Origin of the sequence: Streptomyces sp. NPDC052101 (assembly GCF_040680235.1) — a bacterium.
GTDB lineage: Bacteria > Actinomycetota > Actinomycetes > Streptomycetales > Streptomycetaceae > Streptomyces.
In genome coordinates this window covers 335084-351903 of sequence record NZ_JBFAWH010000003.1, presented here as the reverse complement: position 1 = coordinate 351903, position 16820 = coordinate 335084, and the positions used below count along the sequence as shown (strand labels likewise).

The 16820-nt window shown below is 70.9% G+C and carries 14 protein-coding genes and 2 pseudogenes; 7 read left to right on the top strand and 9 right to left on the bottom strand.

The annotated features are described in order from the left end of the window. Positions 1-26: 26 nt before the first annotated feature. From AB0L75_RS08910 to AB0L75_RS08895, 4 genes are all read right to left on the bottom strand, one after another. Positions 27-671, bottom strand: coding sequence for a response regulator transcription factor (locus AB0L75_RS08910; RefSeq protein WP_365177367.1), 645 nt, complete (start codon positions 669-671; stop codon positions 27-29). Next, positions 623-1900, bottom strand: coding sequence for a histidine kinase (locus tag AB0L75_RS08905; protein ID WP_365177364.1), 1278 nt, complete (start codon positions 1898-1900; stop codon positions 623-625). Before AB0L75_RS08905 ends, AB0L75_RS08910 begins: the two co-directional genes overlap by 49 nt. A 24-nt stretch (positions 1901-1924) precedes the next feature. Next, complete coding sequence (locus tag AB0L75_RS08900) at positions 1925-2677, bottom strand: CPBP family intramembrane glutamic endopeptidase (protein WP_365177361.1); 753 nt, start codon at positions 2675-2677, stop codon at positions 1925-1927. 76 nt (positions 2678-2753) lie between these two features. Beyond that, complete coding sequence (locus AB0L75_RS08895; protein ID WP_365178053.1) at positions 2754-4172, bottom strand: protein kinase; 1419 nt, start codon at positions 4170-4172, stop codon at positions 2754-2756. Between the two features lie 161 nt (positions 4173-4333). Between AB0L75_RS08895 and AB0L75_RS08890 the strand changes: the two genes are divergently transcribed. Then, positions 4334-5167, top strand: coding sequence for a slipin family protein (locus AB0L75_RS08890; protein ID WP_365177358.1), 834 nt, complete (start codon positions 4334-4336; stop codon positions 5165-5167). Here the strand turns inward: AB0L75_RS08890 and AB0L75_RS08885 are convergent. Further along, positions 5106-6302: an MFS transporter gene (locus AB0L75_RS08885; RefSeq protein ID WP_365177355.1), complete on the bottom strand. Its 1197-nt coding sequence runs from the start codon at positions 6300-6302 to the stop codon at positions 5106-5108. The genes AB0L75_RS08890 and AB0L75_RS08885 overlap by 62 nt on opposite strands. Positions 6303-6408: 106 nt before the next feature. Here AB0L75_RS08885 and AB0L75_RS08880 point away from each other — a divergent pair, with 106 nt between their 5' ends. The 3 genes and pseudogenes from AB0L75_RS08880 to AB0L75_RS08870 form a co-directional block, all read left to right on the top strand. Continuing rightward, positions 6409-7437, top strand: coding sequence for a winged helix-turn-helix domain-containing protein (locus AB0L75_RS08880; protein WP_365177353.1), 1029 nt, complete (start codon positions 6409-6411; stop codon positions 7435-7437). Beyond that, the gene (locus tag AB0L75_RS08875; protein WP_365177350.1) at positions 7434-7922 is read left to right on the top strand and encodes a glutathione peroxidase; all 489 of its coding nucleotides are present in this window, start codon (positions 7434-7436) and stop codon (positions 7920-7922) included. Before AB0L75_RS08880 ends, AB0L75_RS08875 begins: the two co-directional genes overlap by 4 nt. Positions 7923-8070: 148 nt before the next feature. Further along, positions 8071-8262, top strand: a pseudogene (locus tag AB0L75_RS08870) (hypothetical protein); the annotation flags it as partial. 126 nt (positions 8263-8388) lie between these two features. Here the strand turns inward: AB0L75_RS08870 and AB0L75_RS08865 are convergent. From AB0L75_RS08865 to AB0L75_RS08855, 3 genes are all read right to left on the bottom strand, one after another. Then, positions 8389-8580 carry a DUF397 domain-containing protein gene (locus tag AB0L75_RS08865; protein ID WP_365177347.1) on the bottom strand — a complete coding sequence of 64 codons (192 nt, stop codon included), beginning with the start codon at positions 8578-8580 and terminating at the stop codon, positions 8389-8391. A 189-nt stretch (positions 8581-8769) separates the two neighbouring features. Beyond that, complete coding sequence (locus AB0L75_RS08860) at positions 8770-9627, bottom strand: helix-turn-helix transcriptional regulator (protein ID WP_365177344.1); 858 nt, start codon at positions 9625-9627, stop codon at positions 8770-8772. Positions 9628-9883: 256 nt separating this feature from the next. Further along, positions 9884-10639 (bottom strand): GPP34 family phosphoprotein, encoded by a 756-nt coding sequence (locus AB0L75_RS08855; RefSeq protein ID WP_365177341.1) that lies wholly within the window; start codon positions 10637-10639, stop codon positions 9884-9886. 181 nt (positions 10640-10820) lie between these two features. Here AB0L75_RS08855 and AB0L75_RS08850 point away from each other — a divergent pair, with 181 nt between their 5' ends. Together AB0L75_RS08850 and AB0L75_RS08845 are read left to right on the top strand one after the other, a co-directional pair. Next, positions 10821-13145, top strand: a complete 2325-nt coding sequence (locus AB0L75_RS08850) for a D-alanyl-D-alanine carboxypeptidase (protein ID WP_365177338.1) — start codon at positions 10821-10823, stop codon at positions 13143-13145. 198 nt (positions 13146-13343) lie between these two features. Beyond that, positions 13344-15242 carry an MFS transporter gene (locus AB0L75_RS08845; RefSeq protein ID WP_365177336.1) on the top strand — a complete coding sequence of 633 codons (1899 nt, stop codon included), beginning with the start codon at positions 13344-13346 and terminating at the stop codon, positions 15240-15242. 41 nt (positions 15243-15283) lie between these two features. Here the strand turns inward: AB0L75_RS08845 and AB0L75_RS08840 are convergent, their stop codons facing one another. After that, complete coding sequence (locus AB0L75_RS08840; protein WP_365177333.1) at positions 15284-16123, bottom strand: hypothetical protein; 840 nt, start codon at positions 16121-16123, stop codon at positions 15284-15286. Positions 16124-16225: 102 nt separating this feature from the next. On the opposite strand from AB0L75_RS08840, the pseudogene AB0L75_RS08835 reads away from it, so the two are divergent. Next, a pseudogene (locus AB0L75_RS08835) lies at positions 16226-16818 on the top strand (transposase); the annotation flags it as partial. Positions 16819-16820: the final 2 nt, after the last annotated feature.

Genomic DNA, 16820 nt, shown 5'->3' with positions numbered 1-16820 from the left:
GCGCCGGTCCTCAGCTCCTCAGCTCCTCAGCTCCTCAGGTAGGCCAGCACCGCCAGCACTCTGCGGTTCGCCTCCGGCGAGGGTTCCAGACGCAGTTTTCCGAAGATCGACGCGATGTGTTTCGCCACGGCGCTCTCGCTGATGTGCAGGGTGCGGGCGATGGCCGCGTTGGAGTGGCCCTCGGCCATGCGGGCGAGGACCTCGTGTTCGCGGGGGGTCAGCGAGTCGATGCGACCGCGTTTCTCGCTGCGGGACAGCAGCTTGGCGATCACCTGGGGGTCCATGACCGTGCCGCCGGCGGCGACCGTGCGCAGGGCGTCGAGGAACTGGGCGCTACGGGTGACCCGGTCCTTGAGGAGGTAGCCGACGGCGCCCTCTCCCGAGGACAGCAACTCCTGAGCGTAGAGCTGGTCGACGTACTGGGAGAGGATCAGCACCGGGAGGCCGGGGCGGGCGCGGCGGGCTTCCAGCGCCGCCTTCAGACCCTCGTCCGTATGGGTCGGCGGCAGGCGGATGTCGATCAGCGCCACGTCCAACTCCCTGTCCGTGAGGGCTCGCAGCAGCTCGGGGCCGTTGTCCACCGAGGCGACGACCTCGCAGCCGTGTTCGCGCAGGGTGCGCGTCAGGCCGTCGCGGAGGAGGAAGAGGTCTTCGGCGAGGACGACGCGCACGGGATCTCCAGGGTCGCGGTGGTCGGTCCGCCCGGCGGGCTGTGCAGGGCGAGCGTGCCGTCGAAGGTATCCAACCGGCGGCGCAGTCCGGTCAGCCCGGTGCCACCGGCCGGGTCGGCACCGCCCCGGCCGTCGTCCGTGACCGTGATGCGCAGGTGCGTGCCGTCATGGGCCAGGGTGATGTCCGCCCTCGTCGCCTCCGCGTGCTTGGCCGCGTTGGCGAGCAGCTCCGACACCGCGAAGTAGGCCGCCGATTCGACGGGAGCGGGCAGGCGTGGCGGGGGCGGGCTCGCGAGGACCTCGACGTCCAAGTGACTGTCCAGGGCCAGGGAGAGGGAGCGGACGGCGTCGGTCAGGCCCCGGTCGGCGAGGACCGGCGGGTGGATGCCGTGCACCAGGTCGCGCAGATCCTGCAGGGCGTGCTGGGAGGCGGCGTGGACCTCCAGGAGCAGGGCGCGGGCGGTCGCCGGGTCGGTGTCGAGCATTCCGGTCGCCTGCTCCAGGGTCAGCCCGAGGGCCACCAGCCGTGCCTGCGCGCCGTCGTGAAGATCGCGTTCGATACGGGTGATCTCCGCCGCGTGCGCATCCAGGGCGATGGTCCTGCTGTCGGTGAGCCGCGCCACCCGCCGGGCCAACTCCGTCGTACGCGGGGCGGAGAGCAGGCGGCGGCCCAGACGGCCGTGCAGGGCCAGGACGGGAACCGAAAGGCGCAGGCCCGCTGCCATGAAGGCCAGGCCCAGCAGCAGTGCCGCCAGCGCCGTCGGTGTGGAGGTGACCGGTACGAAGGCGTACCAGTCGCCGTCGCCCAGCCGCCGCCAGAGGAACGGCTGGACCAGAGCGCCGAACGCCCCGTACCCGACCAGCGCCGGCGGCACCGAGGCGAGCGGGCCGCCCGTCAACGGTTCGAGCCAGGCCCAGCGCAGATCGTGCCAGAAGCCGTCGTCGCCGAGGATCGCGGCGCCGGTGCGACGCGCCGACGTGCCGTCGGGCAGAGGCTCGGGCGGGCTGAGGGGGCGGCCGCTCCGATGGGCGATGCGAGTGCGGTGGCGGTCGGCGACGCGGCGCAGGAAGGCGGCGGCGGGTGGCAGCAGCCGAAGGCCGAGGCCGATGGGCACGAGCAGCAGGGCGAGGCCCGCCAGCAGCCCGGCGCCGGCCGCCTCGAAGCCCGACAGGCCGGTCAGTTGGCATCGGCCCAGCGCGACCGCGTCGCCGCGCCACGACGCCTTCACCCTCAAGCCCCTGCCCCCGCCCCCTCATTCCACCGCCGCGGGGATCGTAACCGTCCCGCGTCCCCGCACCCATGCCCCCGCTAGCAGCGCGGACGCGACCCCGAACAGCACCATCGGTTCCGTCCGGCCCGTCTCCTCGTCCATGAACAGGAGCATCCCGAGGTTCACCAGGGCGTGGAAGGCGCCCGCCAGGAGCAGCCGGGCCAGGCCGCCCGTCTCCTCCAGGGCCAGGCCCAGGACGACGGACATGGCGATCGTGGCCAGCAGGAAGCCCGCCGCGTACGCCGGGGCCTCGGTCAGCACCTGGACGTGCCACAGGCCCCACACCGCCCCGACCGTCACCGAAGCGGTGAGTGGGCCGAACCTGGTGCGCAGCAGAGGCTGCAGGAAGCAGCGCCAGCCGATCTCCTCACCGCACGCGCCGACGAGTTGCGCGAGGGCGATGAGCAGGAAGGAGTGGTGCAGCGTGCGCGGGTCGGTGGCGTGGGGCGCGCCCGTCAGCAGGGCGTACGGCCCCGCCGACAGCAGGATGATCGGGAAGGGCGCGGCGAGCAGCGGCCATGCGGGGGTCGGCCGTGCCCGGGGCCCGCGGACCAGCGCCCGCGTGCCCACCGGCCACAGCAGAGCCGCAACGGCCACCGCCAGCGCCGGGCCGAACTGGGTGAGTTGCACCACCTCGGTCGGGATCCCCGTCGCGGGTTGCAGGGCCCCCAGCGCTCCGGCCGCCAGGAAGGCCACCGTCAGATAGACCGCTGCTCTCGTTCTTGTCGTCCGCATGACCTTGACGATGCCGGGCTGCCCGGGCGCGCGAACTGCACCTGGATACCGAAGGGGGTGTACTCAGGTACATGCCTCATCGTGCCGGTGATCCGGCGGCCCGTCGGCGCACGCGTTCGAGGGTCTCCCACGACACGGTGGCAAGGGCGACCAGCGCAAGGAGCAGGTAGAAGACGAAGAGTTTGCGCAGGTCGTCGAGGAAGTACCAGATCGACGCGGTGGCGCTGAACCAGAAGGCGACCAGTGCGCCGGCGCCGCGCTCCCGGCCGCGTGCCGCGCTGACGAGGCAGCAGGCGGCGGTCATTGCCAGCAGGGCGGCGAGGGCGACGTACGAGTGGTACCACCCGATGTCGGCGCGCCGCAGTTCGGAGTTGACCGCCACGGCCTCGGCCACCGGCCCCCAGCCCAGCGCGCACGACAGGCGTGTCGACCACGGCAGTGTCACCAGACCCAGCACTCCCGCCGCGATGGCGACCCGGCCGAAGTGGGCGGTGTCCACCAGCTGGCCGCGTGCGCACAGCAGCGAAAGGAGGCATCCGAGCAGGGCCAGAGCGCTGTCGGTGGAAGGGCGCAGTGAGATACGGAACTTGTCCCGCAGAGCGGTCCGGCCGCCGGTCGGCGGCGCCGGGGGCGCGGGCGCGGGCGCGGTGGCCTGGACCGTCGGCATGAAGGTCTGGGTCAGGGCGTCGGCGAGGGCCGCGCGCATCTGCCCGGCATCGGCGAACCGTTCCTCCGGGTCCTTGCCGAGGGCGCGCAGGATCACCGCCTCCACCGCCGGCGGTATCTGCGGCCTGATCCGGGTGACCGGCTCGGGTGTGGCGAACAGGTGCTGATGCATGATGGCGAAGGGCGATTCGCCGCGGAACGGGGGCTGCCCGGTCAGCAGTTCGTGCAGCAGACATCCCATCGCGTACAGATCGGCCCGGTGGTCGATCTCCGAGCCGTTGATCTGCTCGGGGGAAAGGTAGGCGGGAGTGCCGATCGCCGCACCGCTGCCGGTGATACGGGTGGCGGTCTCGGTGAAGGCCTTGGCGATGCCGAAGTCGAGGACCTTCACGGTGTCGGGCCCGGTGAGCATGATGTTCGAGGGCTTGATGTCCCTGTGCACGATTCCGCACTCATGGCTGTGCGCCAGCGCGTCCAGCACCGCGCACGCCGCGTTGACGGCGTCGACGACAGGCAGTGGGCCCTCTCGCAGGACCTCGGCGAGAGTGGCGCCTTGGACGTACTCCATGACCAGGTAGGGCCGTGGGCCATCCGGATGCGGCTCCTCGCCGACGTCGTGGATGGTGGCCACCGCTGGATGGTTCAGCGCGGCAGCCGCGTGCGCCTCACGCCGGAAACGGGCTCGCGACTGCGGGTCATGGGCCAGCACCGAGGAGAGCAGCTTCACCGCGACGGTGCGGCGCAGCCGGCGGTCCACCCCGCGATGGACCGTTCCCATGCCACCTTGACCGAGCTTCTCGGCCAGCTCGTACCGGCCGCCGAGGACCATATCCCCCACCCAAGCCTCCCGTGAATCAGAAACCCGGCGCAGCTTACGGCGCGAGGTTTCTTTACGTTTCTCTGACGTCGGGGCCGCATCCGTCGGCCCCCGCCCTGGTGTCCTCCACCTTGTCCTGTACCGGACGAATGAGCGTCGGAGATGGGAGTGCCATGGAAGGCACCGTCGTCGCAGTGGTGATCGTGGCCGTGCTCGTGCTGCTCGTGCTGAAGAGCGGCATGCGGGTCGTCAACCAGGTGGAGCGCGGGGTCGTGTTCCGGTGGGGGAAGGCGCTGCCCGGCCACCGGGAGCCCGGCGTCACCTTCCTGATCCCGTTCGCCGACCGGATGCGCAAGGTGAACGTGCAGGTCGTGACGATGCCGGTGCCGACCCAGGAGGGCATCACCAAGGACAACGTGTCAGTCAAGGTCGACGCGGTCGTCTACTTCCGGGTGATCGATCCGATCCGCGCCTCCATCGAGGTGCAGGACTACGTCTTCGCCGTCGGCCAGGTCGCCCAGTCCTCGCTGCGGTCCATCATCGGCAAGAGCGATCTGGACGACCTGCTCAGCGACCGGGAGCGGCTGCACGAGGGGCTCGCGCTGATGATCGACAGCCCGGCCGCCGGCTGGGGCATCCACATCGACCGCGTCGAGATCAAGGACGTCCAGCTGCCCGAGTCACTGAAGCGCTCCATGTCGCGGCAGGCCGAGGCCGAGCGGGAGCGGCGGGCCCGGGTCATCACCGCGGACGGTGAGTTCCAGGCCGCGCAGCAGCTCGCCAACGCCTCCCGGATCATGTCCGACACCCCGGAGGCCATGCAGCTGCGCCTGCTGCAGACCGTCGTCGAGGTGGCCGCCGAGAAGAACTCGACCCTCGTCATGCCGTTCCCCGTCGAGCTGCTGCGCTACTTCGACCGGGCTGCGCAGAAGATCGGCAGCGACCTCAGTGCGCCTCGGCAGGAGCAGGCTCCCGCCGCGGCCGCGGAGAGCGCCGAGCAGCCGTAGCCAACGCCAGCGTCACACACACCGAGCCCGCCGCCAGCGCGGTCATCCCCGCGGCGGGCGAGGTGAGCTGGGCGACCGCACCGGCCAGCGTCGCGCTCACGCCCTGCAGGGTCAGCATGCCCGCCGAGTGCAACCCGAGCGCCTGACCGGCCAGTTCGTCCGGCGTCAGCTCCATCAGCCGCTCCTGCTGGACAAGGCTCGCGCCGAAGCCCGCCGAGGCGACCGTCGCGCACACCGCCGCCACCGGCAGCGGCGGGTGCGCGCAGAACACCAGGTACGGGGTCGCCAGGAGCAGCAGCAGGGGCGTGGCCAGGCGGCGGCGTACCGCGGGCGGCAGCAGCCGGCCCACCGTCACGTCCCCGGCGAACATGCCGAGCGCACCACAGGCGAACAGGGTGCCGGCCGCGTGCGGCGCGTACGAGACGTACAGCGACTCGCAGCCGACGACCAGGCCGTTGGGCAGCCACAGGCCCAGATAGGTGAGGCGGCGCGGGCGGGACGACCACAGCAGGGCGTTCGTACGCCAGGTCGCCGCCGCCGAAGGACGGCCCGCGGTCCGCGGCCGGCGGGCGGTCAGACCGAGCCGCAGCACCAGCGCCGCCGCCAGATACAGGGCCGCCGCCAGCAGCAGGCACACCCGCGGGGAGAGCGCGGCGAGCAGGGCGCCGCCGGTGGCGAACCCGGCGATCTGCATGAGCCCGCTCATCATGTTGAACAGCGAACGCCCCGGCAGATAGCCGCCGTTGTCGAGCACCTCGTTCAGCAGGCCCCAGCGGACCCCGCCGCCCAGCGAGGCCACGAGCCCCAGCACCAGTACGACCGCGAAGACCGCGCCCACCGGCAGACCGGGCAGCGCCTGCACCGCCGTACCGGCCGCGAAGGCCAGCGCGATCGCGGACAGCGCCGTACGCGGCGGCAGCCGGTCGGCACCGGACAGCAGGACCGTCGCGCCCAGCACCTGGGCGAGCGACGGGCCGAACATGCTCACCGCCGACAGCAGCGGCGACCCGGTCGCCCGGAACACGAGCGTGGCGAGGGCCAGCCCGCCGACGGTCTGTGCGGCGGTCTGCGCGGCCGAGCCGAGGAAGAGCGGGGTGAACTCAGGGGTGCGGAACAGGGATCGATAGCTGGACATGCCGGGGAGTCTCGGCGGCCCACGGGCGGGCTCGTTATTGTTTCGCCGCAGCGCGAAAGGTCGTACGGCGCGAAAGGTCGTACGGCCGTGAGGGGGAGGTGCCGGGGTGGGGCTGTGGCGGCTCAACGCGGACACGCTCGCCCGCAGCCGGTTCGTCATCTCGCCGCTCGCGGAGACCTTCGCGTGCCTGAAGCTGCTGCACGCCGGGGACCCGGCGCATCCCGGTGAGCACGAGTGGCTGCGCACCCATCTGCCCGCCTACCGGGCGTGGCTCGCGGCCGAACCGGTGACGGCACGGCTGGTGCGGGCGGGACTCGGGCGGGAGTGGATCGCCGACTTCCTGACGCCCACGCCCCGCGACGGCGAGGGGTTCGGCGACGGGGTGGCCCGGGTCCGGGCGACCCACCCGGATATCGCCCGCGCCCATCTGCGCACCGCGCTCGCCGGTCCGCTCCCCGCCGAGCTGGACCGCGACGACCTGCCCGAACGGGCGGCCGTACTCCTGGAGCGGGTGTGGGAGGCGACCGTAGAGCCGTCCTGGGAGCGGCGCCGGCGGGTGCTGGAGGCGGACGTGGTCGCGCGCACCGCGCAGGTGAGCCGGGGCGGCTGGGCCAGTGTGCTCGACGACCTGCGGCCCGGACGCACCCGCTGGCTCGGCAAGAACCTGCTGCAGATCAATCTGCACGAGTACCCGCCCCGCGAGATCTCCGGCGCCGAGCTGCTCCTCGTACCGGTGACCGTGCAGCGGGCGGGGTGGGTGGCCTGGGAGGACGGGGTGCGGTACGCCGCGGTCTACCCCTGCTCCGGCGCCCTCGCCGACGCCGGTACGAGGACCGTGCCGTACGCCTTGGACGCGCTCCTCGGCACGACCCGGGCCGAGGTCCTGACCCTCCTCGCCTCCCCCATGAGCACCACCCAGCTGACGGCGGTGACGGGGCAGGGGCTGGGCTCGGTGGGCCGCCATCTGAAGGTGCTGAGGGAAGCGGGCCTGGTGGAGCGGCGCAGGGCCGGGCGGTCGGTGCTGTACGCGAGGACGGCGGCCGGGGATGTCCTGGTGGAGGCACCGGGGCGGGCCGGCAGTCGAAGGACCGCCGCTGACGGCCCGACCCGCACAGCGCCTAGCATCCAGGCATGACCAACGTGCTGAATGTCGAGATCGACGCCCTCACCGGCGGCCCCGCGGACCTCCCCCGGTACGCCGGGAAAGCCGTCCTCATCGTCAACGTCGCCTCCAAGTGCGGCCTGACCCCCCAGTACACGGGCCTGGAGAAGCTCCAGGAGCGTTATGCCGAGCGCGGCTTCACCGTGCTCGGCGTGCCCTGCAACCAGTTCCTCGGGCAGGAGCCCGGCAGCGCCGAGGAGATCGCGGAGTTCTGCTCGGCGACGTACGGCGTGACCTTCCCGCTCACCGAGAAGGTCGAGGTGAACGGCGAGGGCCGGCATCCGCTCTACGAGCGCCTGGTGGGCTTCGCCGACGCCGAGGGGCACAGCGGCGACATCCGCTGGAACTTCGAGAAGTTCCTGATCGGCCGGGACGGCGCGGTCGTCGCCCGCTTCTCGCCGCAGACCGAGCCGGAGTCGGACGTGGTCGTCACGGCCATCGAGGCCCAGCTCGGCTGAGCACTGCGCGTTCGCCGCGCGTGCCCGGCTGGTGGCCCTGCTGCGGCAGCCGGACATGCGGACCCTTGCCGAGTCCTCCGGACCGCTGGCCGGGCGCCTGAGACACAGCCCCGCGCCCCTTCAGGTCGGCTGATGTGACCGGTGCCAACAGGAACCGTGCGGGGGCATGACCGGCGCGCCGTTGGTGGTCTACCACTCCGAGGTGTCGATGGAGAGCGAGGGCCTGGAGATGGCCGGGCCCTCCCGCGAGATCTACTTCGCGGACTGGGACGCGGCGGGCCCGCACGACCCGGTGTGGGATGTGGCGTTCCCCGTGGTGCGCTCCACGGGGACGGCGTGACCGTACCCCGGTTACAGAAGGTGCCCTCTCGGCAAGGACGGCGACTGGTCGAGAGGGCTCTTCTGGTGGTGCTTGTGAAGTTGTTTTCGTCGGGGCTCTTTACGGACGAAGGTCAGGGAGGGCTCCCTAGGCCTTGACCGAGGCCACGAAGGCGTTCCACGCGCCGGCGGGGAAGGCCAGGACCGGGCCCTCGGTGACCTTGGAGTCGCGGACGGCGAGTTCCGCGGCGGTGGGCGACTTGACCTCGACGCAGGCGCCGTTGCCCGCGGAATAGGAGGACTTCATCCACGTCTCCGAAGCGCCCTGAATCAGTGCCATGTCCACTCCTGTTGCGAGTTGCGGTAGTGCGGTTCACGCCAACCTTGTCGTCTGATTGGCGTGATCGACGCTACCGGGCAACTGCCCCCGCTGGAGTAGTCGTTCACTCAACCGGATGGCATATTCCAGAGGAGCCTTCCACTCGGGCGGACCGACGGTGTAAAATCCGGCGCCCTCTGTGACAGCAGCTCATTCGGCGTAGTCCTTGGCCACCTTCGCAATGAACTGTCGGGATTGCTCCACATTGAGGGACTGTGCCCGCAGATGCTCGTACATCACGGCGTACTTCTGTACGTCCTGGGCCTTCTCCAGGTACAGGTCACTCGTCACGCCCTCCAGATAGACCACGCTGGAGTCGGCCGCGTCGGTGAACTCCAGGATCGCGTACTGACCGTTGAGCCCCGGATGCGCGCCCACCTCGAAGGGCAGCACCTGCACGGTGACGTGCGGCAGCTGGGACATCTCGATCAGATGGTCCAGCTGCTCGCGCATCACCAGCCTGCTGCCGACGGCCCGGCGCAGCGCCGCCTCGTCCAGCACCACCCACAGCCGGAGCGGGTTGCTCTCGGCGGTGATACGTTCCTGTCGGCGCATGCGCACCTGCACACGCTTCTCGATCTCGTTCGTCGACGTCTCCGGCAACGCACCCTGCACCAGGGCCTCCGCATAGGCGCGGGTCTGCAACAGACCCGTCACCAGCTGGGGTTCATAGACCCGCAGCGACTCGGCGTCGGTCTCCAGCCCGATGTAGACGCTGTACGGGATGTCCCCGAAGGTGTGCCACCACCCCTGCTGCCTGGAATCCCGGGCCATCTCCATCAACGAGTCGACGATCCGCTGGTCCTCGACCTCGTACACGCCGCACAGATCACGCACGTCGCGCTGACTGATACTTCTGCGGCCGTTCTCCAGCCGACTGATCTTCGACTGCGACACGAGCAGTCGCTCGGCCACTTCCTCGGCCGTCATGCCCTTGAGCTCACGGAGCCTGCGCAGCTCCTGGCCCAGCCGGCGTCGCCTGACGGTGGGATTGACATTGGACGCCACGGGACGTGCACCTCCGGCTGCCTGCCTGTTCCTTAACACTTTCCGTATCTGCTGCTGAGCAGACTGCCACCAAGGTGCTTTCTACCGCTGGGAAATGGTGGATATGCGGCGCGTACGCGTCAGTTCGCCAGGGCACGCCACCCGATGGGGTGCCCTGGACGCAGTCGAGCGGGGCGATGAGACCACACGCGTCTCATCGCCCCGCTCCGACCAGCGGCTCCCGAACCGGTTCTGTGGGGACCGGGGTTATTGCTGCTCAGTGGGCCACGGCGCGGGCCATGGATCCGCGGTGCGGCTGCATCGGAACCCCGCGTGCCGGTTCCGCCGCGGTCCGGGCGCCCGCCGCGCCCTGCCGGCCGGTGGCGGCCGGTCCCCGGCGCGGCTGCGCGACCGCACCGTTCTGCACGTCCATCACGGCGTGCGCGACAAGACCGCCCATGGGGTCGTGCCGGATCAGATCCCGCAACCGGGACCTGGAGGACCGGCCCTCGTTCCCGGGATACAGATGCTTGCCGAGTCCGACGGCGTGCGCCAGGGCGGCGAGCGCCGCGGTCCGCGGGTCCGGCGGTACGCCGGTGCGGATCGCGGAATCCAGCCGGGCTCGGATCTCCCGGCTGATGGCGGTGTCCGTCGCCTGATAGCGCGTCGTCGGCAGCACCCCGCACATCTGTCCCGGCACGGCGGCGACCATGCCGCACCGCTCCAGATGCGAGAGATAGGTCTGCCTGAGCCCCAGCCGGGGCCCTCCGATCCAGTGGACGGCCCGTACCGGAGCGCCGCGCCTGCGCAGCAACTCCAACGCACAGTCCAGAGTCGGATCTCCTGTCGGCCGTGGTACCACCACGGCGATACGATCCCCGTCTGGGGCTATCCGTCCGGCCAGCGCCAGCTCCACTAGCTGTGCACCGGCCAGACCGAGGTCGAGCGACTGCGGCTGTGCAGTGGTACCCGTGGCCGGGTCCAGTGCCAGCAGCAGAAGCTCCTCCGGAAGTGTTCTGCGGCTCCTGCCCATCCATGCCTCCCCGCGTGGATGAATGACAGGGTGACCCCTCTCACATTGGTCTGTCGAGGGTGCGTGACCGGTTCGTGAGGGAACCGGTAGGTATGTCGTTCTCGTCTACCGCAGGGGCCAAGCCCTCACACAGGACACTGGTACATGGTTCGGACAGGGCGCGCGCGTAGGCGTGCGGCGCATGGAGGAGGCATCGGTGGCGGGCGAGTCCCCCGACAGGTCGAAGCAGCGCGAGTCGTCGGCAGAACCGACGTCGGGGAGCGCGGGTCCGGTTCCCGAGGCGCATGATCCGCGGCTCGCGGTCACCCGCGAAAAGGATTCCTCGCCGACGGGTGTGGATACGGCGACGAAGATCCTGTCGATATCGGACGTGAAGGCCACCGCGCCGAAGCCGGAAGATCCGGAAGACGAGGAGACTCCGGCGGAGGACGTCGCCCTCCGCAAGGCGGTATCGGCCTGGGTGCGCACGGCCGCCCCCGCAGACACTTCCGACACACCTGCAAACAACGCCACCACAGAGCCGACGGCAACCGCCGAGACCGAGCAGGGCGCGGCAGAGGACGGCGAGGCCGACACCGAGGCGGCGGACGCCGACGCGAAGGCGGACGCGGACGCGTCGGACGGTGACGCCGAGGCGAAGGCAGACCCGAAGGCAGAGGCGAGCGAAGCCGAAGCCGAAGCGGAAGCCGAAGCTGAGGCACCGGGGGCCGAGAAGGGTCCGGAGGGCAAGGACGCCTCGGACGCCAAGGACGGTCCAAAGACCGAGGACAAGCCGAAGCCCCAGGCCACGCCGGAGGCCAAGGACACCCCCGAGACCGGAGACGGGCCGGAGGCCAAGGACGGGTCGGAGACCGGAGGCGCGGACGCCGACGGTGAGGGTGGCAGCGGCAAGGACGCCGAGGGCGGAGCCGAGGCGGGGCCGGTCGATCAGCCCACCGCCGTTTTCAAGACCGTAGAGCCCAAGCGCGCCCCGCAGGTCGACCAGCCGACGACCATGCTCAAGCTCGGCGGCAAGCCGAACGCGCCCAAGGCCCCCAAGGCCCCCGAGTCCGACTCCGAGCGCACCAGCAAGTTCGTCGCGCTCAAGAACGACATGGCACCGGCTGCCAAGCCGGCTCCCAAGCCGGCCGCTCCCAAGCCGGCCCCCAAGCCGACTTCCAAGCCGGACGCCACCACCCCCGTCCCCCAGGTCGGCCCCGAGCGCACCACCCAGCAGCCCCTTCCCCCGAAGCCCCCGCTGGACCTCCTGGCGGAGCTGACGAACACGCCCCCGCCCCCGGAGACCGCGGTCCGTACGATCGTGCGCCGGGTCAAGATCTGGACCCCCCTGGTCCTGCTCCTGGCGATCGTCTTCGCGGTCGTGCAGGCGATGCGCCCGCTGCCCTCCCCCGCCCTCGCGCTCAGCGCCAAGGACAGCTACACGTTCGGCGGCGGCACGGTGAACCTGCCCTGGCCGAACGAGGGCCAGGGGTGGATGGACGGCGACGGCATCGGCACGATGGGCAGCTTCGGCAAGCAGACGCCCGTTGCCATCGGCTCGGTCGCCAAGACCATGACCTCGTACATCATCCTCCGGGACCACCCGCTCAAGCCGGGCCAGGAAGGCGCGAGGATCAAGGTGGACCCGCAGGCCGAGAAGGAGGGCGGCTACGACAAGAGCGGCGACGAGTCCACCCTCAACACCGTCAAGGCCGGTCAGTCCCTCACCGAGAAGCAGGCCCTGTCGGCCGTCATGATCCCCTCCGCCAACAACATCGCCCGGCTCCTGGCGCGCTGGGACGCGGGCTCGGAGGCGGCGTTCGTCGAGAAGATGAACGCCACCGCCAAGGAACTGGGGATGACCAACACGACCTACACCGACCCCTCCGGTCTGAAGGAGACCACCGTCTCCACGGCGGAGGACCAGGTGAAGCTCGGCCGCATGGTCGTCAAGAACCCCGCCCTGGTCGCCATCACCAGCGCGGCCAGCTGGACGGACCCCTCCGGCCACAACTGGCCCAACGTCAACCAGTTGCCGTACGTCATGGGCGCGATCGGCATCAAGACCGGCAGCACCACCGCGGCCGGCGGCAACCTGCTCTTCGCCTCCCGCAAGACGGTCGGCGGGCAGACCGTGACGATCGTCGGCGCGATCCTCGGCCAGCACAAGCCGCGCATCATCGAAACGGTCAACACGGTCAGCAAGACCGCGCTGCTCGCCGCCCAGTCCGCGCTGACCTCGGCGAAGATCCTGAAGAAGGGCGACGTGGTCGGCTATGTGGACGACCAGCTCGGCGGCCAGACCCCGATCGTGGTGACCAAGGACGTCGTCGCGGTCGGCTGGTCGGGGCTGAAGGTGAAGCTGTCCTTCGCCGCGGGCAAGGTGCCGCACACCGCGACGGCCGGCACCCGGGTGGGCTCGCTCACCGTGGGTGACGGTTCGGGCGGTGCCGTGAAGGTCCCGGTGGCCCTGCAGCAGGATCTGGCCGAGCCCGGCTTCGGCGCCAAGCTGACCCGCCTGGGCTGATCGCACCGTCGCCGGCCCGCCCCGCGCACCCCGTCGGCGGGGCCCCACCCGGGGGCCCCGTGGCGGGGTGCGTGCTAGCGTCACGAATCGGGGCAGGTCGCCGGTCACGGGACAGGGCCGCGAACTGGACGGGAAGCGGCCGGAAACTCCGTGGAACACGGCCGAGAACAGAAGACGGGACACGGGGAGTGCCTTCAGGTGGCCACAGCGGAGCCGACACGCGCCGACGACGCCGATCCGGGCTCGGGATCCGGCTCGGGATCCGGCCCGCGAATACGCCTGTCCGAAGCCGAACCGGAGGACCGCACCGGTAGCGCCGGTGACGGCGGTCCCCCGGACAGCCCTACCGGCGGTGACCGTGACGACGTACGCCCGCGCGTGCTCGCGCGGCTGCTCGTCGCCGCCGAGCCCCTGCGCCGGCGGCTGCTGCAGCACCCGGTGCTGGGCATAACGGCCCTCGCGGGTGTCCTGCACATCATCTGGTTCTTCACGTTCGCGAACAGCGGTGGCGATCTCGCGGCGCAGGACGCCTGGGCGGAGTTCGTCGGCCGGCACCCGGACTCGGCGTACAACCTCGCCTGGTACGGCGGCATGCACCCGGTGTCGTACAGCGTGGTGTCGCCGTATCTGATGGCCGTCCTCGGCGTCCGTACGACGATGATGATCGCCGGGACGGTGTCGGCGGGCCTGCTGACGCTGGTCCTGATCCGCAGCCGGGCCGTGAAGAACCCGCTGTGGGCATCGCTCACCGGGGTCGTCGCGCTGCTGTGCAACGCGATCTCGGGCCGGGTGACCTTCGGGCTCGGCACGATGTTCGCGCTCGGTGCCGTCGCGGCCGTCTTCTGCTGGCCGTACCGGTGGCGGCACAAACGCTGGGCGAAGGCGGTGGTGGCCGCCCCGCTGGCCGGGCTGTCCACCATGGCCTCGCCGGTCTCGGGGCTGTTCGTCGGCCTGGTCGCGGTCGCGCTGTTCCTGCAGAAGCGGCGGCCGGGCGCCTGGGCGCTGGGGCTCGCCCCGACGCTCGTGGTCGCCGCCTCGTACTTCCTCTTCCCCTTCTCCGGCACCCAGCCGATGACCATCGGCTCGGTGATCCTGCCCCTGTCGTACGGCCTGCTGTGCCTGTTCCTCGTGCCCAGGCAGTGGGTGACGGTCCGGCTGACGGCCGCCGTCTACAGCCTTGGCGTGGTCCTGGTGTGGCTGATCAACTCGCAGATCGGCTCGAACATCTCCCGGCTGCCGATGGTGTTCGCGGGTGCGACGCTGGTGGCCGCGCTGCCGTTCACGGTGCGGAAGTCACGCAAGTGGTACGCGACCGTGCTGGCGCTGCTCGGCTTCGCCGGCTGGATCGGCTTCAAGTCGGTGGACGACATCATCCACACCACCCCGGCCGCGTCCTGGGCCCGTGAGCTGGCCCCGCTCGTCCACCAGCTGCAGAAGGCCGGCGCCGAGAAGGGCCGGGTCGAGGTCGTCCCGGCCCGCTCGCACCGCGAGGCCTCCGCGCTCGCGCCGTACGTCAACCTGGCCCGCGGCTGGAACCGGCAGGCCGACATGGAGCGCAACCCGCTCTTCTACGACGACACCCTGAACTCGGCGAACTACCACGAGTGGCTGCAGCGCTGGGCGATCCACTTCGTCGTCCTGCCGAAGGACAACCCGGACGGCGACGGCGGCGAGCGCGAGCGGCAGCTGCTGCGGCGCGGGATGCCGTATCTGAAGCAGGTCTGGGGCGACACCAACTGGCAGCTGTTCCAGGTCACCGACGCGACGCCGCTCGCCGAGCCCGACACGGTGGTGGACCGCGCCGGGCAGGGCGAGATGACGCTTCAGGTGCACAGGGCCGGGCGGATCCTGATCAGGATCCCGTACTCGCCGTGGCTGAGCATCGTCGACGAGCACGGAAAGAGCCTGAAGGCTCCGCAGCAGACGTCGGCGAAGACGTACGTCAACACCAACGGCTGCCTGATGGAGACGCCGGAGGACGCCAAGGGCGACAAGTGGACGATGCTGCTGGCGCCGAAGCCCGGCACCTACCGGCTGGCGGCGCCGTACCAGCTGCCCCGGGGAACCCCCTGCCCGGACGCGCTCAAGTCACCCTGAGCCCTGAGCCCTGAGCCCTGGGACCCGAACCCTGAGCCCGCTCAGCGCAGCCGGTCGGCGTAGGTGTCCGTGCCCGGGATGGTCGGTATGAACGGCGCCACCAGCTCCACCCTGCCCAGCCCGGAGTCCGAGACGTCCGCGTCGAGCCCGGTGAAGTGCTCCTCCCAGCACTCCCGCGGGTCCTTCTCCAGGAACCACAGCAGGGTCAGCCGGGTGTCGACGCCCTCGACCTGCTTGACGTAGGTCATCCGGTCGCCGGGCAGCGGGGTGGGCCGGAACACGGTCACCAGCGCGGCCGGGGAGGCGGCGAGGCGCCTGGGCAGACGGCGGGCGCGCAGCCAGTCCAGCAGCTCCGCCCGCTGCCCGGCCGACTCGCTGTCGATCACCTCCAGTACCAGCCCGGCGTACGGGTGGTCGAGGGCGTGGAAGTCCCTGGGCCCGGCCGCGCCGTCCCGGTACACCGTCGTCTCGTGGTCCTGGAAGGCCGTGAAGACGTGGGTGCGGTCGTGGTAGACGCGGGCGTCGCGGTTGAGGCGCCTGTTGATGGCGACGGTCCACTTCATGTGGTCGGCGTAGCGGCCGTCGGTGATCCAGTAGGTGGAGAGGTAGCAGCCGGCGGTCACCGGCCGGGCGACGGCTGACTTCTCGGGATACCGCAGGAGCTGCAGCTCCCGGGTCGCCACCCAGCGGCGGCCCGCGTACATCCAGGGCATGGCCATCGCGCCGGCGTAGTAGTGGTCGTCCTCGTACCAGCGGTTGTAGGCGTACTCGTGGCCGGGGTGCGGCTCGACCATGGTGATCAGGGCATGGCCGGGGCGGACGCCGTACGGGCCTACGGCGGCCAGTTCGGCGTACGTCTCGCTGCGGGTGTCGTCGTTCATCGACTCTCCTCCGTGGACACCCGGCCTATAGCCGGGGAGGAAACGGATCCTGCTGAGCAAGGAGGGGATGGCCGGTGCGCTGCCGGAACCGACCGGGAAAACAACGCCACCTCGGCGATGCTGACCGCATGGAAGAAGACCGAGGAACTCGCGTACCTCAACGACGTCTCCTCCGTCCCACTCCAACAGGCCCTGCGCCGCCAGCTCCGGCCAGGTGTCCGCCGGGACCGGGACGCCCCAGTCCAGGTCGCGGGTTCGTGTCCCTCCTGGTCGAGGACCCCAGCATCAAGCCGCTGCCCGCCACGGATGCGGCCGTCGGCGTGGACGCCGGGCTCGACCACCTGATGACCCTGTCCACCGGAGAGAAGATCACCAACCCTCGGCACGAGCGGCGCGACCGGGCACACCTCGCCGAAGCCCAGTGGTACGGCCGCGAAGTGATCGCGGTCGACCGCTGGTTCCCCTCCTCCAAGCTGTGCTCGAACTGCGCAAGCCTGCAGGACAAGATGCCGCTGAACGTTCGCACCTGGACCTGCGAGTGCGGCATCACCCATGACCGCGACGTGAATGCGGCGCGGAACACCTTGGCCGCCGGGCTGGCGGTGTCGGCCTGTGGAACCGGTGCAAGACCTCAACGGAGTTCTCCGGGCGGGCAGTCGGCGATGAAGCGGGAACCCCTGCAGCGCGAGCCGTAGGA